Raw genomic sequence first — 25,618 nt, forward strand, 5'->3', positions numbered from 1 at the left:
TTAGAATTATGAAAAAAATTGTTTTGATTCTTGCTGTTGGTCTAATGACTTTAGGCCTGCAAGCTCAGGATAAGAAAGCTGCAATTACTTTTGAAACTGACGTAATCGATTATGGTGACGTTGCACACGGAGGTGATGGCACCCGAGAATTTAAATTTACAAATACCGGTGATGCCCCGCTAGTAATTTCTAAAGCCTACTCTACTTGCGGCTGTACAGTGCCTAGCCCACCTAAAGATCCTATTGCTCCCGGCGATACCGGCGTGATCAAAGTAAAATATGACACCAACCGCTCTCCCGGACCAATACGCAAAACCATTACGGTATATACTAATGCTTCGGCAGAACCGTATACTTTAAAAATCAAGGGAACCTTATTACCGGCAACCAATTAAAACCGGAAAATATATTAAAGCAAAAGCGACCTAATGGTCGCTTTTTTATCGGCTCGTAGATAGGTTTAACACACTATCTAAATGACTACTAGGACACTTCTAAATTGAAAATTTGCTTCCATTTAGTGCCTCCTAAATCGGTTTCTTAGAAAGTCAATCGATTTAAAATCTTGAAGCAATTTACTCCTCTACTAGTAGCTTTTTTAATTTCAGTCTCCTGTTAAATTCAACGCCATTACGCTCAATTCTTAGACGTAAGACTTCTCCCTCATCTTTAAAAAAGTGTTTAGTAATATCGCTCAGCTCTAATTTACGCACATCACGACCGTTAATCTTCAGCAGCTTATCGCCTACTACCAATCCCGCATCAGCTCCCGGAGAATTCTCCCGAATTGCTGCAATCTCAAAATTGGGTTTTAATCGCAATTGCGGAAACTGCACAACATTTGTTTCTAGAAAGACACTTCGGGTACTGCCATCTGCAGTGGTTATGGTTCTCGATTTTGCTATTCCGTAATCAATATCAGCCACCAACTCAAAACCTGTATGCTCTACGACCAGCCCGCTTCGATTGTATCTAAACGGATCATCAAAGTAGTGGTTTTTTCGCAAAAACAGCCTTTTCTTACCATAGTCAAGGTATACCGTAAATCTTCGCAACACCGATGCACCAATGCTTCCATTTCTAAAATTCATTCCATTTAAATACGTTAAGGATTGATCATCAGGATAAGCGACATTCACCTTATCTAACTCATAATCGCCTAAGGAAAGCCTGTTTATTCTAGATCGATATCCTGTTACCTCCCCATTAAGTCCCAAACCCAAATGATCTTTAAAAGCATTCTCTGAAACTGCAATATCCTCGTGGGTATTGTGAAACAACCACAACGCGTCGCCACTGCCCGAATCGAGCAAAAGCTTTGCATTGAAATCTTTTTGATTTTGATTCAGACCAATATTTAGATAGGGTTTTCCTTCTTTAAGTTCGAAATTTAACGCAGTAGAGGATCGAAATTTCTTTGAGCGAAAATATTCAGGATCATATAGTTTTATAAAGCCGCGCTGATAATTGAGCTCTACACAAAGGTCTTTTAGAAGCGCATACCCAATGATCCCGTGTACGGGAAATCCAAGTCGGGGCGAGAAGTTTTGGGCGCTATCCGGAATGTAATAAACCGTTTGATTGATCGCTGCCGAAGCACCGATATTTATAATATTCTGAGTTGATTTTATCGCCTTACTAGGCTCACCATCCCCAGAACCGCGTAGCCAGACCGTAGATTTATTATTCAGCTCTAATGGGTAATCTGCTTCGGCATCAAAAAGAATTGTAGAACGCACACCGGTATCGAGCAAAAAAGACAATTCAACACCATTGATCTGCACAGGAATGATCATTAGATTATTTACAACATCAGCTTTTATTTTTATATGATTTTTACCATCAGGCAAAAGAAATGCACCTTGAGGAAAAACCTCAAAATTTACCATATAAATAAACAGTGCCGATATTAAATAAACATAACGCATAATTAACGTGCAATTACTGTTAATTTAGTAATTAATACGGATTTATGCTAGTTCATTCTTTAAATTTTTTTCTCGTTTTTAATTTGCAACTTTACAGACTAAATTAAATGACATGCCGCAGTTATCGCAAAAAGGGCAATTAATGCCACAATCTCCTATAAGAAAACTTGTACCCTTTGCTGAAGCAGCAGAAGCTAGAGGGGTCCAAATTCACCAACTCAATATAGGCCAACCTGATATTCAAACGCCACAGCCTGCGCTTAATGCAGTAAAAGAGGCCAATATCGAGGTGTTGTCGTACAGCCATTCGGCAGGATTTTTAAGCTATCGCCAAAAATTAGCTGCTTATTACGCTAAACAAGGCATCGAGATGGATGCAAATGATATCATCATTACCACCGGCGGATCTGAAGCGCTCTTATTTGCCATGGGAAGTATTACAGACCCTGGAGACGAGGTTATCATTCCTGAGCCTTTTTACGCCAACTACAACGGTTTTGCAACCGCTTCTGGAGTGACTGTAAAACCGGTAATTTCATCATTTGAAAGCGGTTTTGCACTACCTCCTATCGCTGAGTTTGAAAAACAGATCACTCCTAAAACTAAAGCGATCATCATTTGTAACCCGGGAAATCCTACAGGTTACTTGTATAGTAAAGACGAACTCGACCAACTTTCTGAGTTGGTAAAAAAACACGATCTGTTTTTAATAGCAGATGAAGTTTACCGTGAGTTTGCTTATGACGGGTTGCAACATAATTCTGTTTTAAATCAGCGCGAGATTGACGAGCATACAATTATGATCGACTCGGTTTCTAAGCGTTTTTCTATGTGCGGCGCGCGTATAGGATGCATCGTAAGCCGCAACAAAGAACTTATGGCTACAGCGATGAAGTTCGCTCAGGCGCGTTTGAGTCCGCCTACACTTGCTCAAATTGCGAGTGAAGCTGCTCTTGACACTCCACAGTCTTATTTTGACGAAGTAATTTCAGAATATGTTGATCGTAGAGATACGCTGGTTGCAGGTTTAGAAGCCATTCCTGGTGTGCGTGTTGCCAAGCCTAAAGGTGCATTTTACTGTATTGCCGAGCTTCCTGTAAAAAATTCTGATGATTTTGCGCAGTGGCTCTTAGAGTCTTTTGAAGTCAACAAAAAAACAGTAATGGTAGCGCCTGCAGCAGGTTTTTATTCTACTCCCGGCGAAGGCTTAAATCAAGTGCGTATCGCTTATGTACTGAAAAAAGAAGATTTGATTGAAGCTGTCGAACTTTTAAAAGAAGCTCTAAGCCAGTATAAAGACTAAATGCAAATTACTCATAATGCATCTTTAAAGTCGTATAACACCTTTGGTATTTCAGCAAAGGCGAAAGCGTTTATTTCGGTTACTGATATTGAAATGCTCAAAGAAGCATTGCACATAGAAGCTTATCCTGAAAAATTTATTTTAGGCGGCGGAAGCAATATGCTATTAAAAAGCGATGTGCAGGCTTTAGTAATCCACGTTGCGCTCAAAGGAATTAAAACGGTTAAGGAAACTGCTGACAATATTTGGCTAGAAGTTGCCGGCGGCGAAAACTGGCACGAGTTTGTGATGTATTGTGTGAACCACGGTTACGCCGGGGTCGAGAATATGGCATTAATTCCCGGAAATGTAGGTACAGCGCCAGTTCAAAACATTGGTGCTTATGGGGTTGAACTTAAAGATCATTTTTACAGTTGCACGGCGATTCACAGAACGACTTTAGAACAAAAGACCTTCTCGCTTAAAGACTGTCGTTTTGGGTATAGAGATTCGGTTTTTAAAAATGAGTTAAAGGATCAATATGTTATTACTTCGGTAATCTTTCAATTGGATAAAAACAAGCACGAATTGCATACCGGCTACGGAGCAATTCAACAGGTTTTGAATGAAAAGAAAATCAGTGATCCTTCTATTAAAGATATCGCTCAAGCCGTTATTGCTATCAGATCATCTAAACTTCCTGACCCTAAAAAATTGGGCAACAGCGGAAGTTTCTTTAAGAATCCGGTAGTACCTAAAACTATTTTTGAGACCATACAGCAGAAATATCCTGAAATGCCTTTTTATCCTGTTTCTGAAGCAGAAGTCAAAATTCCCGCGGGTTGGCTTATTGAACAAGCCGGATTTAAAGGAAAACGATTTGGTGATGCCGGCGTTCATAAAAATCAAGCTTTGGTTCTCGTAAATTACGGCAATGCCAGCGGCAACGAAATCTGGGATTTGGCGCTGCAAATTCAGAAAGAAGTTCATCAGCAATTTGGAATTGAGATTCAGCCCGAAGTCAATATTATTGAGTAAAAAATAAAAACCCCGCAGAAAAGCGGGGTTTTTGTTTTATGAGTGTATCAACTTACTTAGACATCAATACTTTATTTACTTCGTGTACCACACCGTTTGATGCTTCGATATTACCTAGGACGATTTGGGCTTTTTTACCTTTTCCGTCTCTGATCACAATTTGATCTCCATCACGCATTATGGTGAGTTCCTCTCCTTTTACTGTTTGAATTTTAGCTTTTCCGTTGCCGGCATCTATCGCTTTACCAAGATCTTCAGATCTCATAATTCCCGGGATTACGTGGTATTGCAGCACACTTACTAATTGTTCTTTGTTTTCAGCTTTGGTCAAATCTTCAAGCGTACCTTTTTTCAATTGAGAAAAAGCATAATCTGTAGGAGCAAAAACGGTATACTCTCCTTCTGCCATCAACATTTCAGATAAACCTGCTGCTTTCAAGGCAAGAACTAATGTATCTAATTCTTCTGCCGCCATCGCTTTTGAAGCAATACTGCTTGCACGCGCTTCTTCTTTCATCTGTTGAGCTTTCATCTCTGCTTCTTCTGCTTCCTTCGCGGCTTTATCAGCTTCAGCGGTTTGCATCTCCTGCTCCTCTAGTCTTATTTCTTCTTCATTCTTTTTTCCGTCGTTACAAGAAACTAAAACACCGGTGCTTACTGCAAGAGCTATAATTAACTTATTGAATTTCATAATCATTTTTTTATGGTTAATGTAGAAGCCAAATTAAACAGAATATCAAGCACTTAAACGGCTGCGCTACTAATCTTTAGTTAAATAAACCGGGGATATGTTAGAAATATTAACGCTTTACGACAAAGCTATAACTTGGGGCTCAAAGCTTCATTTTGTATCTTTGTATCATATATTTTGAGTTATGAAACTGCTATTAATCACATTACTTTTATTAGGACTTGCATTTGCCGGAATTGCTATTAAAATTTGGGCAAAAAAAGACGGTAAATTTGCCGGAACCTGCGCAAGTCAGAATCCTTATTTGAATAAAAGTGGTGAAGCCTGCGGGATGTGTGGTAAAATGCCAGACGAAATAGGCGACTGCTCTACCAGTAAAGCATCTTAATCTTCACCGGCTTGGTTGCACTAAGCCCACTTTTCTTTTATGCGTTTGTAGCCATTGGCATTGTCAACATAAGTTACTTCGCGTATTTTTCAATTTTCCCATTTAGACCACAGCGGTCCATTAAAACAAATTCTGAAGAAGAAGGTATTTCTGTAATTGTTTGTGCTCAGAACGAGATCAACAACCTCAGAACGCTTATCCCAAAATTGCTGGAGCAGGAATTTTCTGTTTTTGAAATTCTGATCGTGAATGACCATTCTACAGATGGAAGTTTAGAACTTCTGCGTGAATTGGATCAAAAACACCATAATTTTAAATTCCTTAATCTTACAGAGCAAACTGGTAAAAAAGCAGGAATCACAGCAGCAGTTGCTATGGCGCAATATGACCGTCTCGTATTTACAGACGCAGATTGCATTCCGGCTTCAAAACACTGGCTGAGAGCAATGCATTCAACTTTTACACCCAATGTTGAAATTGTTTTGGGTTATGGTGCCTATCTCAAATTGAAGAATTCTTTTTTAAACAAGTTGATCAGATTTGAAACCTTGCTGACTGCTTTGCAATATTTTGGGTATGCCCTGCACAAGAATACTTATATGGGTGTTGGTAGAAATCTAGCGTATACTAAAACTCTTTTTACTACGAGCGGCGGCTTTGAATCCCATAAGCACGTTAAACCGGGAGATGATGACCTTTTTGTCAATCAAAATGCAACACCTACCAATGTAGCACTCTGCATAAATCCGGAAGCTTTTACGATCTCACAACCCAAAACCACTTGGAAAAGCTGGTTCATTCAGAAGAGAAGACACGTTGGCATAGCGCACTTATATCAAGCAAAACATCAAGTACAGCTCGCTCTTTTTTACTGCTCTCAAGTACTATTCTTTTTATTTTTTTTAGGAGCCGCACTCACTGCCACTGCACATTTTTATATAATCTTGTGTTTATTTGTTGTGCGGGAGTTGTATGTTTGGGGCATATATGCAAGCACCGCTAAAAAACTTCAGGAGCGCGATTTAATCCCTTTTACCCTCTTGTTAGAACCGTTTTTAGTGAGTCTGCAAATGCTTATCTTTATATCAAACTCTCTGGTAAAACCCCGCCGTTGGAAGTAAATCAAGACATCGTAAATCATAAAATTACACAGGCTAAGAGTGGCAGTCAGAGCGCTTTTAATTACCTGCTGAACACCCATTGGAATATGGTTTACCGTTTTCAGCTAGAGCGTACGCAAGATGATTTTAAGGCAGAAGAAATTACCATTCAAACTTTTGCCAAAGCGTTTAACCAACTGGAGTCTTACGATAGTACGTATAAATTCAGTACGTGGCTTATTACGATCTCTAAAAATCTTCATATTGATTTGCTTCGGAAAGAAAACAGCAGGCAGCGGCATTTCAGTAAAGATGAAAAAGTAAATAAAGTAGCTGACGACAATCCTACTGCCGAAGATGCGCTCATCACAGAACAAAGTCTTTCTGAACTGAAGGGGCACATTAAAAAACTTAAACCACATTATCAGGAAATGATAAATTTGCGCTACTTTCAAGAGATGAGTTACAAAGAAATGGCGCAAACCTTAAATGAGCCTATGAGCAACGTGAAGGTTAAATTATTGCGGGCTCGCCGCCTTCTTTCAGACTTGATCGAAAAAGAGCATTAAGTACTCATGAAGCATTTTTTTAGACAGTTGGGTCCCGGCCTTTTGTTTGCCGGTGCTGCCATTGGCGTATCACACCTCGTACAATCTACCCGAGCGGGAGCTGATTATGGCTTTGGCCTGGTCTGGGCGTTAGTGCTAATTCACGTGATTAAATATCCGTTTTTCCAATTTGGTCCACGCTATGCGGCAGCTACCGGTCAGAGTTTGCTTGACGGTTACAAACGTCTGGGTAAAGCTGTTTTAATCCTATACTTCTGTATCAATATGCTTACCATTTTTACAATTCAAACTGCGGTAACCATCGTAACCGCGGGTATTGCTACCTATATCTTTGATGTGAACTGGGATATCACAATCTGGTCTTTGATCATTACCGCGATCTGTGCCGTGATACTCATTATTGGTCGCTACAATCTCTTAGATCGTTTAATGAAAGTCATTGTGATCACACTTACGATCAGCACACTCGCTGCGGCATATATGGCAGGCTCACAAACGTCTGAAGCAGTTAGCCTAACTCAAATACTCCCTAAAGATTCAATAGGAATTGCATTCTTGATAGCCTTCATGGGTTGGATGCCGGCACCTTTAGATATTTCTATCTGGCATTCCTTATGGTCTTTGGAAAAAGCTAAAAGCGGAGCTATAACTCCAAAATCTGCTGTTTTTGATTTTAATATTGGCTTTTTAGGCACTATAATCGTAGGCACTTGTTTTGTTGCGCTGGGGACCTTTATTATGTTTCATAGCGGAAGCAGTTTTAGTTCCAGCGGCGTTGCTTTTGCCAAACAATTGATAGACATGTACACCAGTAGTTTAGGCAACTGGGCGTTTTATCTGATCGGTATAGCAGCATTGACTACGATGTTTAGCACTACGCTAACAACGCTGGACGCTTCTCCCCGATCTATGGCAAAAACCTTAGACCTAATCACTGATAAAAAGATAAAGCACAGTTATTTTATCTGGATCGTGATTCTCATTCTGGGCACTGTAGGTATTCTGTTCTTTTTAACCAACGAGATGGGAACATTGGTGCAAATTGCGACCATACTTTCTTTTTTGACTGCTCCATTTTTTGCGATAAGTAATGTGCTGGTGATGAACAGCAGCGTAGTACCTAAAGAACATCGCCCCGGCAAACTGCTTAATTATTTCAGTTGGTTTGCGATCGTTTTGCTTATTCTTTTCAGTTTGTGGTATTTGAGTACGCTATTCTGATTTTTTCTTTCGGTCTTCTTTGCGGGTTCTTATTGGTGCATTTTCGATCACTGTAGAAAGAACTATGTGTGTTTTGGTTTCCCCATAGGTAATCAATTTATCAATAAATTCTTCCAGATGGAATTGATCAAAAAGCACCACTTCCATAAAAATATTTTCATTACCCGTGATGCGATAGCAATTGAGCACTTCACTAAAATCGTGTACCTTTTCTAAAAAAGGTTTTAACCTTCCCATAAATGCGCGCAGCGTGATGATCGCTTTAAGCTGATGACCTGATTCTATATGCGAGATTTCAGCCTTGTAACCAATGAGTACCCCGGCGTCTTCCATCTTCCTAATACGCTCTGCAACAGCAGGCGAAGTGATGCCAATTTCACGGCCTATAGCGCTCACGCTTATACGTGCATTACGCTGTAATAGTTGAAGGATTTTCCAGTTTACAGAATCTATATTCATTTTTAAATAAATTATAATTATTTCTTTAAAAATTAAAGTAAATACAAACTTACACTTTAAATACAAAATATATAAGTTGTAGAATACCGTTAAATTTGAACGAATATTAAAGCAATGACGTATATACCTAGAAATACACATCTTTATAACCAAGCTATTGAAATTCTGAGACTTTCGCGCTCAGTTTCTAACTATTTGGTTTATGATCTTGCACATCTTAAAAAAGATGGCAGCGAAGATCCCTATGTGTATTTTACAGGAGATATTGTACGTCAATCAGACTCACTGGCTCCTGAAATTTTAAAAGCTGAAAATATGGCTTTTCAAGACGACAGGCTAAAGCAAGCTGCTTCTATAGAACGACTGACTTCTAGTTTATATCGCACTTGTGAACGGCTGGAGCGTGCAGAAAGCAACGGAAAAGACTTTGTACGCATTTTACGCCGCGAAATACGCAAATTTAGAAAGCTTCAGCACAAATGGATGATGACCTTATAGTCTCATCTGTTTCTTTGAAAAGAATGTTTTGTATTTTTAAATCAATCCTTTCACCCCTATATTAAGGCACAGATTTAAAGCTAGAAAACACATGCCATCAGAAGACGATTTTAATTCGCAAAATGATTATCAAGACAGCGAACTCTTTAAAAAAGCAACCGAAATTTTAAAGTTGGCTAATCGTATTGCAGAGATTGCAGCGTCTTATGAGATTGACTCAAAAGACAAAAATGAACAAGAGATTTTGCGTAGTCAAGCCTTGTTTATACGTGAAGATGCATCAATCATTCCTTCAAAGATTGCTGGAGCTTATCATTGTGACCTTTATGACATTAAGATGGAAAAGGCCACCATCATTCGCAAATGCGCACGCGATCTCGCCACGCATATGACCGGCCTGGAAATGTTCGGTTTTAAAGAAACCGAATACCTCAACTTACTTCGCAATGAGATTGAAGACTTCAGGATTTTATTTGCAGAATGGGTAAAGACTTTTGACCCGTGGAATTATATGATAGACCGCTGGGGACTGTTTAATCCGCCGGGAATCAACTATAACGACCCTGATCCTGATGACGATTTACCCTTTGATCCTGACGATCTTGATTTTGAAGATTGAAAACAGTAAGCTACCTCGGTAATTCCTTAGGTTTTGGATAGAAACGAATTATCAAACCCGAGGCAAGCCCGGTGTATTTAACCTTTTGGCGGTGCCAAAAAAAATACCCTTTGAAAAAAGGGCATTTTTTTGTCATAATGTTTGATTCGGTCTTACATATTTCGTCTGTACTGACCTCCAACCTCAAAAAGTGCTTCGGTAATTTGACCGAGCGAACAGATTTTTGTCGCTTCCATAAGTTGCTCAAAAATATTGTCGTTTTTGATCGCCGCCTCTTGTACTTTGCGCAAGGCATTTTCCGCTTGATCTTCGTAGGCTTTATGAAGCTTTGTCAACGTATTGATCTGTGCTTGCTTCTCTGCTTCGGTTGCTCTGATGACTTCGGCAGGTTTTACAGTTGGCGAACCTTTACTACTCAAAAACGTATTAACCCCAATGATCGGGAAATCTCCATTGTGTTTGAGCGTCTCATAATACAAACTTTCTTCCTGTATTTTACTTCTCTGGTACATGGTTTCCATAGCACCTAGCACGCCGCCGCGTTCGGTAATACGGTCAAATTCAGTAAGCACAGCTTCCTCTACCAGATCAGTAAGTTCTTCAATTATAAAAGCTCCCTGTATAGGATTTTCATTTTTAGCTAAGCCCAGTTCTTTATTGATTATCAACTGAATTGCCATCGCTCTACGCACGCTTTCTTCAGTTGGCGTGGTGATCGCTTCGTCATAAGCGTTTGTGTGTAACGAATTGCAATTATCATAAATCGCATACAGCGCCTGCAGCGTCGTACGGATGTCATTAAAATCAATTTCCTGCGCGTGTAAAGATCTTCCTGAAGTTTGAATGTGATACTTCAGCATTTGAGCTCGAGGATTGGCTCCGTATTTATGCTTTAGCGCTTTAGACCATATTCTACGCGCCACACGACCGATCACGGCATATTCGGGATCAATACCATTACTGAAGAAAAACGACAGGTTGGGACCAAATTTATTGATATCCATTCCGCGGCTGAGATAGTACTCCACATAGGTAAATCCGTTTGCTAAAGTGAACGCGATTTGCGTGATGGGATTGGCGCCTGCTTCAGCAATATGATATCCTGAAATAGAAACCGAATAAAAATTGCGCACCTGATTCTCAATAAAATATTCCTGCACGTCACCCATAAGACGCAGTGCAAATTCAGTTGAAAAAATACAGGTGTTTTGCGCCTGGTCTTCCTTGAGAATATCTGCCTGAACAGTACCACGCACTTGCTTGATGGTTTCCTCTTTGATTTCCTCGTACACTTCCGCCGGCAAAACTTGATCTCCGGTAACGCCAAGCAGCATCAAGCCTAAGCCATTATTTCCTTCAGGAAGTTCGCCGTTGTAAACCGGTCGGTCTAATCCATTTTCCTTATAAATCGACTGAATAGTTTGCTCGACTTCGTCTTCTAAATTGTTCTCCGTGATGTATTTTTCACAAGCCTGATCAACCGCTGCATTCATAAAAAAACCAAGTAACATCGGTGCCGGGCCATTAATGGTCATACTTACCGAAGTCATCGGGTTTGCCAAATCGAAGCCTGAATACAGCTTTTTTGCATCATCAAGGCAACAGATAGAAACACCCGCATTACCGATCTTGCCGTAAATATCCGGGCGATGATCAGGGTCGTTTCCATAAAGCGTGACACTGTCAAAAGCGGTAGAAAGCCGCTTTGCAGGTAAGCCCATGCTCACGTAATGAAAACGACGATTAGTACGTTCCGGGCCGCCTTCTCCTGCAAACATTCGGGTAGGATCTTCTCCCGTGCGTTTAAACGGATACAAGCCTGCAGTATAGGGAAATTCTCCCGGCACATTTTCTTGCAACACCCATTTCAATATATCGCCCCAAGCTTGATATTTTGGCAACGCCACTTTAGGAATCTGACTGTGCGACAAAGATTCAGAGTGCGTTTCTATCTTGATTTCCTTATCACGAACCTTAAACGTGTACACAGGATCTTTGTAACGACTCACTTTATCTTGCCAACCTATGATCACTTCCCAATTATAAGGATCCAGATTCATTTTTACCTTATCAAATTCAGCCAGAAGTAGTTTTGCCAAATCAAGATCTTCTGCTGTGTCGCTAAGTACAAGGCCGCTTTTGTCAAGTTTAGGCAACTCACCTGTTACGGTATCTAAGGTTTTAAAAATCCCGTAGAGCTTTTGTGCAACTTCAGCCTGAGTAGCTGCGGTTTCATCATAACTGCGATTGTTTTCAGCGATCTCAGAAAGATATCGCGTGCGCGCCGGGGGAATCACAAAAATCTTTTCAGACAACTCATCGGTAGCGCTGAAGGTACTTTCAAAATTTGCTTCGGTTTTTGCATTGAGTGTTTTGATGATTTCAGAATACAATTTATTCATTCCGGGATCATTAAACTGCGAAGCGATAGTTCCGTAAACCGGTAAATCTTTTTGATCAACTTCCCACAACTGATGGTTGCGCATGTATTGTTTTTTCACATCACGCAACGCATCCTGAGCCCCGCGTTTGTCGAACTTATTTATGGAAACCAGATCAGCAAAATCAAGCATATCTATCTTCTCAAGCTGTGTTGCCGCGCCAAATTCAGGAGTCATTACATACAAAGACACATCGCTGTGCTCAAGAATTTCGGTATCACTCTGGCCGATTCCGCTGGTCTCTAAAATAATGAGATCGTATTGAGCCGCTTTCAATACATCAACCGCTTCTTGCACGTGTTTAGAAAGTGCCAAATTACTTTGACGAGTCGCCAGCGAGCGCATATAAACGCGAGGCGAATTGATCGCATTCATACGAATACGATCGCCTAAAAGCGCTCCACCTGTTTTACGTTTTGAAGGATCTACCGAAATAATTCCAAGATTCTTCTCTGGGAAATCATTTAAAAATCTTCTTACGAGTTCGTCTACCAGCGAGGATTTTCCCGCACCTCCGGTTCCTGTAATTCCTAATACCGGAACGCTAGAAATCGCCTCAGCCTCTTTGAATTTCTCTAGAAATACGTCGTGATTATTTTCAGCCATGGAGATGAGTCGGGCTAAAACATTCACGTTTTTTTCCTGAAGTGCATTTTGAATTTCCACAGTTTTCGGCAAAGCTTCAGCGGATGGAGCAAAATCTGCTTTTTCAACAAGATCGTTGATCATTCCTTGTAATCCCATCTCACGCCCATCGTCTGGCGCATAAATACGCGTAATCCCGTAATCCATTAATTCTTCGATTTCTTCCGGAAGAATTACTCCGCCTCCACCGCCAAAAATCTTGATATGCCCTGCTCCTTTTTCCTGAAGCAAATCATACATATATTTAAAATATTCGGTATGACCGCCTTGATACGAAGTCATCGCTATCGCCTGAACATCCTCTTGAATTGCAGTATTCACTACCTCTTCTACACTCCGATCGTGACCAAGGTGTATCACCTCAACCCCGGTCGCTTGAATAATGCGTCGCATAATATTTATTGCAGCATCGTGCCCATCAAAAAGAGAAGCTGCGGTTACAATACGTACTTTATGTTTAGGGATATAAGGCTGAATTTGACTCATTCGTAATTTTTTGCTTTTTTAAGACCACTAATTTAAATAATTACTAATTAATTGATAATTATTTTGTGTTATTAATATTATAATTTGAAGGTTTATTTTCTAGCTTAGCGTTGCGTTAATCTACATGTTGTACGTTGAAAATCAACCAACCAAGTTTTCAAATTATGCAGAAAATTACACTTTTAATCAATTGTCCGGATCGTAAAGGTATCGTGACTACCATCACGCAGTTTATTCTTGAGCGTCAAGGAAATATCGTTTATCTCGACCAGCACGTTGATCGCCAAGAAGGCATTTTCTTTATGCGTGTTGAAAGTGAATTTGATCAAGAAGATTTTAGCATTGCCGATTTTGAAATGCAGTTTATTGCGCAATTTGTAGATGATTATCAATTGACCTATCAACTTTTTGATGCGTATTACAAACCACGCTTAGCGCTTTTTGTGTCTAAATACGATCATTGTTTATACGATCTACTCGGGCGCTATGCTTCGGGTGAATTACCTGTTGAAATCCCGCTGATCATAAGTAACCATCCTGATCTGGAAATCGTAGCCAAGCGTTTTGAAATTCCGTTTAAATATATTCCGGTTACTAAAGCAACAAAAGCAGAAGCCGAAGCAGAACAAATCACGGCGATTAAAGAGCACCAAATAGATTTGATCGTACTTGCGCGGTATATGCAAATCATTTCTGATGAATTTGTCGCGCAGTTTAAGAATAAGATCATCAATATTCACCATTCATTTTTGCCGGCGTTTATTGGTGCAAAACCCTATCACGCTGCTTTTGAACGCGGGGTAAAGATCATAGGTGCGACGAGTCATTATGTAACGGCAGACCTGGATGAAGGTCCTATCATTGAACAAGAAATCGTACGTGTATCTCACGTGCACTCGGTTCAGGATTTTATTCTTAAAGGAAGAGACCTAGAAAAAATTGTTTTAGCACGAGCTATCAAAGCGCATGTGGAACATAAAGTACTAGTATTTGGTAATAAAACAGTGATTTTCTCCTAAAGCACATTTTTTAAATCTTCAAGAATAGCCTAACTTAACACTATGAAAAAACTAGTTGCTCTACTTTCGATATTAATATTAAGCAGTTGTGCCGAATTACAATCTGTGGTTGATAATTTACCCAATCAAACGGGTATTGACAATGCCACCATCGCCAGTGGTTTGCGTCAGGCTTTAGATTTTGGTATTGAAAAACAAGTGACCAAGCTCACCCAAAAAGACGGTTTCTACGGAAATAGTTTAGTAAAGATCTTACTCCCGGAAGAATTACAAAAAGTGGATCAAACCTTAAGAAATGTAGGTCTTAGCAGTCTTGCCGATGAAGGTCTTAAAGTACTTAATCGTGCTGCTGAAGATGCTGTGAGTGAAGCAACACCCATTTTTGTTGATGCAGTAAAGGGCATCACATTTGCAGATGCAAAAACTATACTGCTGGGAGCAGATGATTCGGCAACCACGTATTTACAAAACAAAACCAGCACGCAACTGTATGATAAGTTTAATCCTGTGATCAAATCATCTTTCAGCAAAGTAGGTGCAGATCAAATCTGGAGTAATCTCATCACTAAATATAATGCACTACCCTTAACGAATGACGTAAATCCTGACCTTACCGATTATGTCACACAAGAAGCTTTAAAAGGGGTTTATACGATGATCGCTGTAGAAGAAAAAGAAATAAGAACTGATTTTTCTGCCCGCACCACTACGCTCCTTAAAAAAGTTTTCGCACTACAAGATTAGAAGCTTATGGCAAATCCGCTAAAAATAGTTGTCGCCGGGCCTATTCCCAGAGATACGATTTCGACTTACGAAAACGATATAATTATGCGCTATGGTTGTGTTACACATCCCGTAATTGCATTGGCCAAACTGTTAGATGCTGAAGGTGTCGTTGTTCCTGTAAGTAATATGCATAAAAAAGACGAAGCAGGAATCACCGCGGAATTTACTCCTTTTAAAAATATTGATCTCAGCGGAATCAATACCAAAGAAGACAGCGGCACCGTGATTCTTCTTGATTTTAAAGACCAAAATAATCGGGAAGAAAAACAATTGGCGTGTATGAATCCTATACGCCCGAAGCATATTAAGAAACATCTGGATGCATCGGTTTTTGTATTTGTACCCATCACCGATTTTGAAATCAGCCTCAGCACATTAAAACATATCAAAAAGCACAGCGATGCAACGATCGTGTTTGATGCGCACGGAGCAACCACCGCAATGGATGTCAAAGGGCATCGGCATCGCAAATTTTGGGTAGATCGTGACGAATGGCTGCCCTATATTGATGTTCTAAAAATGAATTTAGAAGAATCGCAGTGCATGTCTTTTGCCAATGAGTATGAGCACGAGATCCCTTCAATCTATGACGAGAACGCAACAGAACATCTCGACGATCTTGCCAAACACGTTTTGAAAAAGGGCGTGTCGTATTTCTACGTTACTATGGATTCCAGAGGATGTATTCTTTATTCACTGCAGGACAACCAACTCAAAAAAGACTGGATCGCTTCGGTTAAAGTTGACAAAGTTGTAGATACTACAGGCTGTGGAGATAGTTTTGCCGGCGGCTTAGCCTATGGCTTTGCAAAATATGACGACCCCATCAAGGCGGGTCAATTTGCCAATATTTTAGGCGCACGCCGCACACAGGGCAAAAACTGGGACGTTTTTAAAACTGCTGAAGAGACAGAGAACATCCGACTACAAAATTACGGGGAATAGCTCCTTACACCCATTGAAGCATAAATTACCACCAAAAACATTGCTATTTTAACAGTTAACGTTTTCGGCAAAACCTACTTGCTAAAAAGTAAATTTCACCCATCTATTTTTATCAAATCTTCATTTTAAGGTTTCAAACCATTATAAAAATTCAGACTTTCGCAAACTTCCAAATTCTTACAATATTCCAAACCGACGTATTCTGTGTTAAATTAACCTAATTTAACGTTTTTAAGGGGTTCATTACAATATTTTAGCATCGTATAATGACAATTTCACTCCTCCCCTAAAAGTTTTCACTTCATTTTTAGGGTTGGTACGCGAAATTATAATCTTAAACCCTTTAATATGAAGAATAGAAAATTACTATTTTCTTTTAGCATTTTAATGATGCTTACCTGCTACTTTTCTTTTGCTCAGTCCAAAACAGTTTCAGGTACCGTAACCGACGATCAGGGCTTACCGTTACCTGGCGTAAACATTACCATTCAAGGCACCACGACCGGTACACAAACCGATTTTGATGGAAATTATTCCATTAGTGCTGCCGAAGGTGAAACTCTTGTTTTTTCCTATTTAGGCTTTCAAAATCAACAAGTCATCATCACGTCTACCTCAACCTACAATGTTACGATGGCGGCTAGCACAGATGAACTAGACGAAGTACTTGTGGTAGGATATGGAACTCAGAGCAAGCGTACCTTAACAGACAACATTGTTAAGCTGAGTGCTGAAGACATTGATGAAGTTCCGGTTTCTAACTTCCAGAGTGCTTTGGTAGGTAAAGCCGCTGGTGTACAAATCACTCAAACTAACGGTAAAGTTGAAGGTGGGTTAAATATACGCGTTAGAGGTGCTACCAGTATTTCAGCCGGAACACAACCTCTTTATGTATTAGACGGGATCCCGCTATACAATGCAAACGAGTCCAACAATGGCGCTCCTACCAACCCCTTATTATCGATTAGCCCTAATGAAATTGAGTCTATCGAAATTTTAAAGGACGCTTCTTCTGCTGCGATTTATGGTTCACGAGGAGCAAACGGTGTTGTAATCATCACCACTAAAACCGGTAAAGAAGGTAAAGCAGAATTTTCGGTGAATTTGAGCCACGGATTAAGCGAGCCTACAAACACGAGAGATTGGTTAAGCTCAGCACAATATATTGAGTTATTTACAGAGGCTGCTATCAATGCAGTAGGAACTTCTTTTGCTGATGAAGCTTCTGCTATTGAATATATTGAAGGTACTTTTGACTTTCTAGCTGCGGGCACTGATTGGAGAAATGGTGCCGTTGATACAGATTGGCAAGATCTTGCTTTTCAAAATGGTTATGTATCTGATGCCGATTTCTCAATGAGCGGCGGAAATGCTAAAACTTCGTATTTCTTCTCAGGATCTTTAAATGAAACCAGAGGTATTGTTCGCGGAAACGAATTAAGACGTTTTAATGGTCGTACCAATATCACTCATAAGTTTAGTGATCGTTTTAATATAGGTATGAACTTGAGCTATTCACGTTCAGATATTGATCGTATCGCCAATGACAATGCTTTTGTGACACCGCTTCAGGCAATTGCACAACCGCATATTTCACCGGCGTATAATGAAGATGGTACTCCTAATGCAAACACGATTTACCCTAACTTCTTACTTCAGGAAGAAAATGCATTTTACAACACCATTATACGCAGAGTAAATGGGCGTACTTTTGGTGATTACGAGATTTTAGACGGCTTAAAGATTAACGGAAACTTTGCTTACGATCTTTATTACCAGACCGAAGATAACTTTACCGGTAGAAATGCACCATTTCAATCAACCAATGGCGAAGTGTTTGCGAGCAGTGTAAATGCTGAAAACTACATTGTATCAGGATTTTTAAGCTATGATAAGCAATTGGGAGATTTACATACGTTAGGGCTTGTTGCCGGTACAGAACTTAATGAAACAACCCGAAGATACGAGAGTGTTACTGCAAACCAGTTTCCGTCTGATGATTTTCAAACCGTAGACGGCGGGGCAGATATTGTTGCTGGTAGCGGTAACCGCTCGGCAAACGCGTTCTTTTCTTTATTTGCGCGAGCTACTTATGACTACGCTAATAAATACCTATTGAAGGCTAGTATTAGACGCGATGGCTCCTCTAGATTTGGTGCAAACGAGCGCTACGGAGTATTCCCTGCTTTTTCTGCAGGATGGGTGATTTCAGAAGAAAGCTTTTTGCAAGACTCACAAACCTTATCTTACTTAAAACTACGCGGTAGCTGGGGTAAAACCGGTAACGCAGATATTGGTAATTTCCCTTCTAGATATTTATTTGGTGCGATTTCGTATAATCAGCGTCCCGGTATTTCATTAAGCCAACCGGGTAACCCAGATTTAACTTGGGAAACCACCACTCAAACTGACTTCGGTATTGAATTTGGCTTCTTAAATGGAAGAATCTCAGGAGAGGTAGATTACTATCACAAAAATACTGACGGGCTATTATTCAACGTTCCTCTGATCCCTAGTTCTGGAGCTTCAAGCATCAGCAGCAATATTGGTGAACTTGAAAATAAAGGTTTTGAATTTGTATTGAATGCAGATATCATTCAGACCGAAGGTTTTCAGTGGAGCACAAGCTTTAATGCCGCATACAACAAAAACGAGATCCTTTCATTACCTAATAACAACAATGATATTGTAAGTGGTCAAAACATTCAGCGTGTAGGAGAACCTGTAAATGCATTTTATATGTATGAGTATGCAGGTGTAGATCCTGACAATGGAGATGGCTTGTACTACATCAATAGCACGAACGAAGACGGAAGTTTAAACCGAGAAACTACCAACAACCCTAACGAGGCAAATCGTGTGGTTGTGGGGAACCCGTTTCCTGAATGGTATGGAGGTATCACCAACACCATCAACTTTATGAATGTAGATTTATCATTTACATTTCAAGGAGAATTTGGTTCGGCTATTTATAACGGTGGTGGCCGTTTTCAATCAGCCAGTGCAGATTATTTTGACAACCAAACGCTGGACCAATATACAGACAGATGGCAGCAACCGGGTGATATAACAGATGTTCCGCAAGCACGTTTATTTGGCGGAAACGGAACTGCACAATCTACCCGCTATTTAGATGAAAATGATTTCATCAGATTACGTAATGCTACCTTAGGATATACCATTCCGGATGAGATAATAAAGCGTTACGGATTTACCAAAATACGCGTTTATGTTACCGGCGTTAATTTATTAACCATCACAGATTATGAAGGTTACGATCCTGAAGCACGAAGTGATGCAGGTGGTGTAGGCCAAGCTTTTTACTCGGTACCGCCGGCAAGAACATTTTCTGTAGGACTTAACGTGAAATTTTAAAAAACAGACTATGAATAATTTATATAAATTTTCAATATTAATGTTTATCGCAGTTTTTACGTTTAGCTGCGATGACAATCTCGAAATTGATCCCGAACAAAGCATTGATGGATCTCAGGCTTTAAATTCTGAACAAAATATTGCCGCTCTTTTATTAGGAGTTTATGAAGAAGCAGGTCAAGGTGTAAGTTTTGGTGGAGATATACAGATAATGGCAGATTTGCTTGGAGCTTCTGACCAGATTAGCTGGTTTGGAACCTTTCTTGCGCCGCGTCAATTGATTCAAAAGAGTCTTTTAGTAGACAATACTTTTGTGCGTGACACGTGGTTTAATAATTACGAAACCATCAATCAAACCAATCTGATAATCGATAATCTAGACGTGATTACCAGTAGTGATGCGTATCGTGCTCAAATAGAAGGCGAAGCAAAATTCTTAAGAGCGATGAGCTATTTTGAATTGGTAAGACTTTGGGGACTGCCTTACGAAGCAGGAACTACAAACAGTCAGCCTGGTGTTCCTTTGCGTTTAATTGGCTACGAAGATTATTCTCAACCCTTGCCTGCAGAACGCGCTAGTGTAGAAGAAATTTATGCGCAAGTTTTAAGCGATCTAGAAGACGCCTACACCAATTTACCGGCATCAAATGACATATTTGCTGATAGATATGCTGCTCAGGCGTTACGCGCAAGAGTCTATCTACAAATGCAAAATTATGCCGCTGCCAGAGATGCTGCAAATGATGTTATTGAAAACAGCGGAGCATCACTTACCGGAAGCTTTGCTGACGCATTCAACAATGACGCTGATTCTTCTGAAGATCTATTTGACTTTCAAGTAACCAATCAAACAGGAGATAGTGACCTAATCACCTTTTATGCTTCTCAAGACAATGGTGGTCGTGGTGGTGACATCGTGCTAAATCCGGCGTATTTTGCGCTATTCCCAGATGCTGATGATGAGCGTGCAAACTTTACTTACATAGGTGATTATGGTGATAACCTGACCGGAAAATACACCAATCAGTTTGCTAACATCGCCATATTCAGACTTGCTGAAATGTACTTAATTCGTGCTGAAGGCAACATTATGGAGAATACGGCAGTAGGACAAACTCCGGCAGAAGATGTAAACTTATTGCGTTTAAGAGCAGGTGCCGAAACTGTTAGTGCTCCATTGACGCAAGAAGATATTCTTTTAGAGCGTCAATTAGAATTGGCTTTTGAAGGTTTCTTGCTTCACGATTTAAAACGCACGCAAAATGACGTAGACGGCTTGCCGTATAACGACCCTAGTTTGGTATTACCTATTCCGCAAAATGAAATGGACACCAATGATCTAATTGGAGATAATAACCCGGGTTACGGTTCTTAACCTTCTTGATTATAAACAACACGAAGCCGCCCAATTGGGCGGCTTTTTTTATCAGCACTTCTTAAAGTTTAATCCTAGACTCGCTGTGAAATTTTAAGTTGATTTTAAATAAAACTTTTAAGCCAGCTTAATTCATCTTGAGTAGCAAGTGCTCAAAATAATCAAAAGCTTTTAGAAGCCTACTTCCATACCAACTGAAATATTCGCCGTCTACACAAAGTATTTGCGCTTCTAATTCGCTTTTAAATTCAGCTTTATGCTTTTCAGAAAATGGAAACGGTTCTGAAGCGAGCAATACAAAATCTGCTTTTTTAAGCAATTCTAAATCTACTTCAGGATAACGTGAATCCTGCTCAATGATCACATTATTAAACTTACAAGCTTCTAACAACACATTTATAAAGGTGGCTCTTCCGGCAGCCATTAAAGGATTTCTCCAGATAAGGTAAAGCACATTACGAGTAGGCTCAGTAAGCACGTGCTTTCTAAATTGAGCAAACCGATTTTTAACAGCGCTATTTAAAGCTTCGGCTTTAGGTTGGCAATTTAAGAGCACTCCCAGATCACTAACCAAAGTGTAAAAAGCATCAAAGTCATTGATATCTGACACATAAACCGGAGCGATTTGTTCACAAGCCGCAACAATTTCCTGTGTGTTTTCTTCTTTATTGCAAAGAATAAAATCAGGCTTCAGAGCTTTGATACGATCAATATGTATAGACTTGGTACCGCCCACTACAGTCTTTTGATCTTTGAGATTTTCAGGATGCACACAAAATTTAGTCACACCGCATAATTGATCGCTCAAACCTAAATCTACCAATAATTCAGTGAGACTAGGAACGAGACAAACAATACGGTTAGGAGTATTATTGAGATTTATTTTACGACCTAATTGATCTACCATAGGTCAAAAATACAGGTTTAGTTGAGTTTTGCCAGATGCGATGCCATTTGCTTTTGAAGACGTTCCGCTTCGGCAGCTGCTGCTTGAGCAAAATCTTCAAAAGAAGATGCATAGATAATTCCGCGGGAAGAATTGATGAGCAGTCCGGCGTTACTATTCATTCCATATTTAAAAACCTCATCCATACTTCCGCCTTGCGCACCCACGCCCGGAACTAGCAAAAAGGCATCAGGAATGATATTACGAATTTCCGCTAGATATTCAGCCTTTGTTGCACCTACCACATACATCAAGCGCTCACTGTGCTCCCAAGTGGTTGATGTCGCAATAACTTTTTTATAGAGCTCAGTCCCTTCAATTGTCTGCGTTTGAAAATCGAATGCACCGGGATTAGACGTGAGCGCCAGCATTATGGTGAATTTCTCTTCAAAAGCCAGAAAAGGCTCTATGGAATCTTTTCCCATATACGGTGCTGTGGTCACCGAATCAAAACCTAGATCTTCAAAAAAAGCTTTTGCATATCTACTAGAAGTATTCCCGATATCTCCGCGTTTTGCATCAGCAATAGTAAAAATATCAGGATGCTTCTCGTTTAAATAATTTATCGTTTTTTCTAACGACTCCCAGCCTTTTAAACCATAAGCCTCGTAAAACGCCGTATTAGGTTTATAAGCAACGGTAAAAGAATGTGTAGCATCAATGATCGCTTTGTTGAACGCAAAAATAGGATCTTCTTCCTTGAGCAGGTGTTTTGGGATTTTATCAAGATCTGTATCAAGACCTACACATAAAACAGACTGCTTTTTTTTGATTTGCTCAACAAGCGTATTGATGTTCAAAACTATGTATTTTAGTAATTTGGAAAATTAAATTTGATCTCCGCCTTCGGCTAATTTTTCAGTGTTGCTTACAAGCTGAAGTTCGTCTATTATCTTCTGAATATCTCCGTCAATAATATTAGCCAAATCATAAAGCGTTAAGTTAATACGGTGATCAGTAACCCTTCCTTGCGGATAGTTATAGGTACGTATTTTTGCGCTTCGGTCACCACTGGTTACCATCGAACCACGCTTTGCTGCATCTTCTTCTTGCTTTTTAGCAAGTTCCAGATCATAAAGACGCGAACGCAATACTTTAAATGCTTTTTCTTTGTTCTTATGCTGTGATTTCTGATCTTGACATTGCGCCACCAAACCGGTTGGTTCGTGAGTTAAACGCACAGCAGAATAGGTCGTGTTTACCGACTGACCACCTGGACCAGACGAACAGAAATAATCAATACGTACATCTTTAGGATCAATTTCTACATCAAACTCTTCAGCCTCCGGAAAAACCATTACTGTAGCCGCACTGGTATGTACACGACCTTGCGTTTCAGTTTGCGGCACACGCTGCACGCGATGCACTCCGGCCTCAAAACGTAAAGTTCCGTAAACATCTTCACCGGTTACCTCCACCTGAATTTCTTTATAACCACCGCTGGTACCTTCGCTGTAGTCAATCGTACTGGTTCTCCAGCCTTTGCTCTCGCAATATTTCATATACATACGATACAAGTCGCCGGCAAAAATACTTGCCTCGTCCCCACCGGTTCCTGCTCTAATTTCCATAACGGCATTTTTAGCATCTTCAGGATCTTTAGGAACCAGCATAAAACGTATTTTTTCTTCCAAAGCCGGCATAGCCTCTTTAGCTTCTTCAAGCTGAAGTTTTGCCATTTCGGTCATTTCAGGATCACTTCCATCGGCAATAATTTCTTCGGCTTCTTCAATACGCTGCGTATGCTTAATATAGTTTTCGCGCTCATCCATAAGTGCGCGTAAGTCTTTGTATTCTTTATTCAGCTCTACATAGCGTTTTTGATCACTGATGATATCTGGCTGAATTATAAGGTCGCTTACTTCGTCAAAGCGTTGTTTTATAAAGTTTAATCGTTCTAGCATGAGCATTTTTAATTGCTTGCGAATTTACATAAAAAAAAAGCGTTTTACTTTTTTTCTATTTCTGAAAAAGTCACAAAATATTTTGAGAATTTACGGACTGTTTTTGCTGGGTTTTAAATCGTTTATCAGCTGTTCTGAAGTTCGCGATTGAGGAGTTTGGTGTTTAATCCGTAGTGTAATAAGAGCACTAGCGCGCCAATGTAAGTCAAGCGCTCAAGATAATACAAGTTGTAGGATGCTGTATAGTATGCAACGGTGAAAGCCACATCGGTAACCATCAGGTTGAAGACTAAAAACCCAAAGCAAATAGAGCGCCGGCTTCCCACTCGATAATAATAGTAAAGTGCCGAAAGTAAAGTAACCACTATAAATGATCCAAAAATATAAAATATCAAAAGAACGCCTGTGGATTCCAATCCCGGGGCGATAATATCCTTAAGACAAGTTATTAAGTATATAAACGCCATCGCTAACAATACTCCTACAACAAGAGACGGACTTATAAATTCGATTTTAGCTAATCGCCGCCATTGTTTCAACAACAAAACGCCATAACTCAGAATGCTGAACAGAAAAAAGTAATAAGCAGCATTACCTTGCCAGTAGAATACATAGAATACATCTCTAACAAGAAGTAAAAGTAAGATCGCCAGTACATATCTGTTTCTACCTACGATGAAAAAACTATAGTAGGTCAAAAAGAACACTGTTGTTAGCAACCTGATGCTACGCATAGGAATCGTAGGCAAAAAGCTAATTGCCACAAAGTTTAAAACAACCAGCAAAAGTGCGTAGTACAAGAGTTTATTGAGCTGTAGGTCTTGCCGAACAATGGAGTGGTGTACACGAGAATTACTCATAATATCATTTTTCGGGGAATTGTTTTTCAGTTATCGCTGATAAGCTTGGAAACATCTGGGGCGACATCCTAAGAATACCTCTGAATTGTATTCCGTGAACTTTTGATAACGCTGAAAAACGTATTAAATATACAATTTTCTGATAATCAGAAAAATAAAAATCACCGAAGCATTTTTAAATCCTTCCGTTCACGTTTGGCACCGTGAAGATTTAACCCAAAATGCGTCAACATCGCCATGCTTAAAATGAAAAATCCACGATCTACATAATATAGACTTGTGACTTTATTGTAGTAAGCTAAACACGCTGCGATATCAGACATCATAAAACCAAAAACCATAAAAGTATACAGTAAGGAACGCGTACTATTAAGCACGTGATTATAATAAAAGGCGGCCAGAATGAGAAATATCAATGCAATACCATAGCCATAGAAGAAAATCAGTTCAGCGTGTGAATTTAAATTCGGCCGGGCTAATTCTCCCAAGGTCACTAAAATAGTAAGTGTGGCTGCTATTAAAATCAGCGCCAGAACTATGATCCAAATGCTAAAGCCATATTTGATGAAAGGCAAACGATCTAAAAAAAGAAAGAGATAGCCAAGCATTGCCGAAGCCATATACCATTCGGTTCCCCACAGGCTTTCAAAAAATTGGTAGCCCACCTCTCTGCTCATAAAAAATGCAAAGGCCATAACCAGCAATAAACCCTTTACTCGTTTATGAAACAGAAAATAGAGTACTAAGACTGCTAAGGAGATCATTCGGGTTAACCGAAAGGTTTCCAGTTCAAATGAATAGGTTGCAAAAAAGTTGACTATCAGCAATATAACTGTAAGCCATTCAAGTTTTACGACGCGTTGTGGAGAAGGCCTCAATTGGGCATATTTTAAATTTAATGCAATAAAAATAACATTAATATCTAAAAATTAACACTTTAGAGAAAAACATCGTAAGTCCGAAATGACTTTATTCATTAATCGAAACTGAGACAGTCGCTAAAACTACTTTAAAATTATGATTATATTCAAACTAGTCTCCCA

Annotated in this window: 23 protein-coding genes; 14 read left to right on the forward strand and 9 right to left on the reverse strand. The window is 39.7% G+C overall.

Translation table 11 applies throughout. The features are described from left to right. Positions 1-8: 8 nt before the first annotated feature. Positions 9-395, forward strand: coding sequence for a DUF1573 domain-containing protein (locus HCN54_RS12150; RefSeq protein ID WP_072983427.1), 387 nt, complete (start codon positions 9-11; stop codon positions 393-395). A gap of 180 nt (positions 396-575) precedes the next feature. On the opposite strand, the gene HCN54_RS12155 is transcribed toward HCN54_RS12150, so the two are convergent. Then, positions 576-1,928 (reverse strand): aspartyl protease family protein, encoded by a 1,353-nt coding sequence (locus tag HCN54_RS12155; RefSeq protein ID WP_167598003.1) that lies wholly within the window; start codon positions 1,926-1,928, stop codon positions 576-578. A 112-nt stretch (positions 1,929-2,040) separates the two neighbouring features. Between HCN54_RS12155 and HCN54_RS12160 the strand changes: the two genes are divergently transcribed. Next, entirely contained in the window at positions 2,041-3,231 is a 1,191-nt protein-coding gene (locus tag HCN54_RS12160) for a pyridoxal phosphate-dependent aminotransferase (RefSeq protein ID WP_167598004.1), read from the forward strand. After that, the gene (murB, locus tag HCN54_RS12165) at positions 3,232-4,248 is read left to right on the forward strand and encodes a UDP-N-acetylmuramate dehydrogenase (RefSeq protein ID WP_167598005.1); all 1,017 of its coding nucleotides are present in this window, start codon (positions 3,232-3,234) and stop codon (positions 4,246-4,248) included. It abuts the gene before it with no gap. Between the two features lie 52 nt (positions 4,249-4,300). Here murB and HCN54_RS12170 read toward each other — a convergent pair whose 3' ends face one another. Further along, positions 4,301-4,939: a fasciclin domain-containing protein gene (locus HCN54_RS12170; RefSeq protein WP_167598006.1), complete on the reverse strand. Its 639-nt coding sequence runs from the start codon at positions 4,937-4,939 to the stop codon at positions 4,301-4,303. Between the two features lie 184 nt (positions 4,940-5,123). On the opposite strand from HCN54_RS12170, the gene HCN54_RS12175 reads away from it, so the two are divergent. Genes HCN54_RS12175 through HCN54_RS12190 form a run of 4 tightly spaced genes read left to right on the forward strand, consistent with a single transcriptional unit; the run spans position 5,124 to position 8,217 of the window. Beyond that, entirely contained in the window at positions 5,124-5,327 is a 204-nt protein-coding gene (locus HCN54_RS12175; RefSeq protein ID WP_072983420.1) for a membrane or secreted protein, read from the forward strand. Between the two features lie 11 nt (positions 5,328-5,338). Then, entirely contained in the window at positions 5,339-6,448 is a 1,110-nt protein-coding gene (locus HCN54_RS12180; RefSeq protein ID WP_167598007.1) for a glycosyltransferase, read from the forward strand. Then, positions 6,439-6,996 (forward strand): RNA polymerase sigma factor, encoded by a 558-nt coding sequence (locus tag HCN54_RS12185; protein WP_167598008.1) that lies wholly within the window; start codon positions 6,439-6,441, stop codon positions 6,994-6,996. The genes HCN54_RS12180 and HCN54_RS12185 overlap by 10 nt, the downstream gene beginning before the upstream one ends. 6 nt (positions 6,997-7,002) lie before the next feature. Further along, positions 7,003-8,217 (forward strand): Nramp family divalent metal transporter, encoded by a 1,215-nt coding sequence (locus HCN54_RS12190; RefSeq protein WP_167598009.1) that lies wholly within the window; start codon positions 7,003-7,005, stop codon positions 8,215-8,217. Here the strand turns inward: HCN54_RS12190 and HCN54_RS12195 are convergent. Continuing rightward, positions 8,209-8,676, reverse strand: coding sequence for an Lrp/AsnC family transcriptional regulator (locus tag HCN54_RS12195; protein ID WP_167598010.1), 468 nt, complete (start codon positions 8,674-8,676; stop codon positions 8,209-8,211). The two genes, HCN54_RS12190 and HCN54_RS12195, sit on opposite strands and share 9 nt — an antisense overlap. A gap of 114 nt (positions 8,677-8,790) precedes the next feature. On the opposite strand from HCN54_RS12195, the gene HCN54_RS12200 reads away from it, so the two are divergent. Further along, the gene (locus HCN54_RS12200) at positions 8,791-9,174 is read left to right on the forward strand and encodes a hypothetical protein (RefSeq protein WP_072983410.1); all 384 of its coding nucleotides are present in this window, start codon (positions 8,791-8,793) and stop codon (positions 9,172-9,174) included. Positions 9,175-9,265: 91 nt separating this feature from the next. Then, a complete protein-coding gene (locus HCN54_RS12205; RefSeq protein ID WP_009781428.1) occupies positions 9,266-9,793 on the forward strand; it encodes a hypothetical protein in 528 nt (175 codons plus the stop codon). 152 nt (positions 9,794-9,945) lie between these two features. On the opposite strand, the gene HCN54_RS12210 is transcribed toward HCN54_RS12205, so the two are convergent. Continuing rightward, on the reverse strand, positions 9,946-13,365 hold the full coding sequence (locus tag HCN54_RS12210; RefSeq protein WP_167598011.1) for a methylmalonyl-CoA mutase family protein: 3,420 nt from the start codon (positions 13,363-13,365) through the stop codon (positions 9,946-9,948). Positions 13,366-13,529: 164 nt separating this feature from the next. Here HCN54_RS12210 and purU point away from each other — a divergent pair, with 164 nt between their 5' ends. From purU to HCN54_RS12235, 5 genes are all read left to right on the forward strand, one after another. After that, positions 13,530-14,384, forward strand: a complete 855-nt coding sequence (purU, locus tag HCN54_RS12215) for a formyltetrahydrofolate deformylase (RefSeq protein WP_167598012.1) — start codon at positions 13,530-13,532, stop codon at positions 14,382-14,384. Between the two features lie 42 nt (positions 14,385-14,426). Continuing rightward, positions 14,427-15,128 (forward strand): DUF4197 domain-containing protein, encoded by a 702-nt coding sequence (locus HCN54_RS12220; protein WP_167598013.1) that lies wholly within the window; start codon positions 14,427-14,429, stop codon positions 15,126-15,128. Positions 15,129-15,134: 6 nt separating this feature from the next. After that, positions 15,135-16,115 (forward strand): carbohydrate kinase family protein, encoded by a 981-nt coding sequence (locus HCN54_RS12225; protein ID WP_167598014.1) that lies wholly within the window; start codon positions 15,135-15,137, stop codon positions 16,113-16,115. 348 nt (positions 16,116-16,463) lie between these two features. Then, positions 16,464-19,490, forward strand: a complete 3,027-nt coding sequence (locus tag HCN54_RS12230) for a SusC/RagA family TonB-linked outer membrane protein (RefSeq protein WP_240924882.1) — start codon at positions 16,464-16,466, stop codon at positions 19,488-19,490. A gap of 10 nt (positions 19,491-19,500) precedes the next feature. Then, on the forward strand, positions 19,501-20,865 hold the full coding sequence (locus HCN54_RS12235; protein ID WP_167598015.1) for a RagB/SusD family nutrient uptake outer membrane protein: 1,365 nt from the start codon (positions 19,501-19,503) through the stop codon (positions 20,863-20,865). Positions 20,866-20,992: 127 nt separating this feature from the next. Here HCN54_RS12235 and HCN54_RS12240 read toward each other — a convergent pair whose 3' ends face one another. From HCN54_RS12240 to HCN54_RS12260, 5 genes are all read right to left on the reverse strand, one after another. After that, positions 20,993-21,772 carry an ABC transporter substrate-binding protein gene (locus tag HCN54_RS12240; protein WP_167598016.1) on the reverse strand — a complete coding sequence of 260 codons (780 nt, stop codon included), beginning with the start codon at positions 21,770-21,772 and terminating at the stop codon, positions 20,993-20,995. A 17-nt stretch (positions 21,773-21,789) separates the two neighbouring features. Next, the gene (gene pyrF, locus HCN54_RS12245) at positions 21,790-22,611 is read right to left on the reverse strand and encodes an orotidine-5'-phosphate decarboxylase (RefSeq protein WP_167598017.1); all 822 of its coding nucleotides are present in this window, start codon (positions 22,609-22,611) and stop codon (positions 21,790-21,792) included. Positions 22,612-22,638: 27 nt separating this feature from the next. Continuing rightward, the gene (gene prfA / locus HCN54_RS12250; RefSeq protein ID WP_072983865.1) at positions 22,639-23,715 is read right to left on the reverse strand and encodes a peptide chain release factor 1; all 1,077 of its coding nucleotides are present in this window, start codon (positions 23,713-23,715) and stop codon (positions 22,639-22,641) included. 125 nt (positions 23,716-23,840) lie between these two features. After that, positions 23,841-24,575, reverse strand: coding sequence for a hypothetical protein (locus HCN54_RS12255; protein ID WP_167598018.1), 735 nt, complete (start codon positions 24,573-24,575; stop codon positions 23,841-23,843). 161 nt (positions 24,576-24,736) lie between these two features. Then, on the reverse strand, positions 24,737-25,270 hold the full coding sequence (locus HCN54_RS12260; protein WP_139248998.1) for a hypothetical protein: 534 nt from the start codon (positions 25,268-25,270) through the stop codon (positions 24,737-24,739). Between the last annotated feature and the right edge of the window lie 348 nt (positions 25,271-25,618).

This window comes from Leeuwenhoekiella sp. ZYFB001 (genome assembly GCF_011784865.1).
GTDB classification, from domain to species: Bacteria; Bacteroidota; Bacteroidia; order Flavobacteriales; family Flavobacteriaceae; genus Leeuwenhoekiella; species Leeuwenhoekiella palythoae.

Coding starts and splice junctions, on each gene's coding strand:
- HCN54_RS12150 (WP_072983427.1), top strand. CDS start 9: ATGAAAAAAATTGTTTTGATTCTTGCTGTTGGTCTAATGACTTTAGGC.
- HCN54_RS12155 (WP_167598003.1), bottom strand. CDS start 1,928: ATGCGTTATGTTTATTTAATATCGGCACTGTTTATTTATATGGTAAAT.
- HCN54_RS12160 (WP_167598004.1), top strand. CDS start 2,041: ATGCCGCAGTTATCGCAAAAAGGGCAATTAATGCCACAATCTCCTATA.
- murB (WP_167598005.1), top strand. CDS start 3,232: ATGCAAATTACTCATAATGCATCTTTAAAGTCGTATAACACCTTTGGT.
- HCN54_RS12170 (WP_167598006.1), bottom strand. CDS start 4,939: ATGAAATTCAATAAGTTAATTATAGCTCTTGCAGTAAGCACCGGTGTT.
- HCN54_RS12175 (WP_072983420.1), top strand. CDS start 5,124: ATGAAACTGCTATTAATCACATTACTTTTATTAGGACTTGCATTTGCC.
- HCN54_RS12190 (WP_167598009.1), top strand. CDS start 7,003: ATGAAGCATTTTTTTAGACAGTTGGGTCCCGGCCTTTTGTTTGCCGGT.
- HCN54_RS12195 (WP_167598010.1), bottom strand. CDS start 8,676: ATGAATATAGATTCTGTAAACTGGAAAATCCTTCAACTATTACAGCGT.
- HCN54_RS12200 (WP_072983410.1), top strand. CDS start 8,791: ATGACGTATATACCTAGAAATACACATCTTTATAACCAAGCTATTGAA.
- HCN54_RS12205 (WP_009781428.1), top strand. CDS start 9,266: ATGCCATCAGAAGACGATTTTAATTCGCAAAATGATTATCAAGACAGC.
- HCN54_RS12210 (WP_167598011.1), bottom strand. CDS start 13,365: ATGAGTCAAATTCAGCCTTATATCCCTAAACATAAAGTACGTATTGTA.
- purU (WP_167598012.1), top strand. CDS start 13,530: ATGCAGAAAATTACACTTTTAATCAATTGTCCGGATCGTAAAGGTATC.
- HCN54_RS12220 (WP_167598013.1), top strand. CDS start 14,427: ATGAAAAAACTAGTTGCTCTACTTTCGATATTAATATTAAGCAGTTGT.
- HCN54_RS12225 (WP_167598014.1), top strand. CDS start 15,135: ATGGCAAATCCGCTAAAAATAGTTGTCGCCGGGCCTATTCCCAGAGAT.
- HCN54_RS12230 (WP_240924882.1), top strand. CDS start 16,464: ATGAAGAATAGAAAATTACTATTTTCTTTTAGCATTTTAATGATGCTT.
- HCN54_RS12235 (WP_167598015.1), top strand. CDS start 19,501: ATGAATAATTTATATAAATTTTCAATATTAATGTTTATCGCAGTTTTT.
- HCN54_RS12240 (WP_167598016.1), bottom strand. CDS start 21,772: ATGGTAGATCAATTAGGTCGTAAAATAAATCTCAATAATACTCCTAAC.
- prfA (WP_072983865.1), bottom strand. CDS start 23,715: ATGCTAGAACGATTAAACTTTATAAAACAACGCTTTGACGAAGTAAGC.
- HCN54_RS12255 (WP_167598018.1), bottom strand. CDS start 24,575: ATGAGTAATTCTCGTGTACACCACTCCATTGTTCGGCAAGACCTACAG.
- HCN54_RS12260 (WP_139248998.1), bottom strand. CDS start 25,270: ATGGCCTTTGCATTTTTTATGAGCAGAGAGGTGGGCTACCAATTTTTT.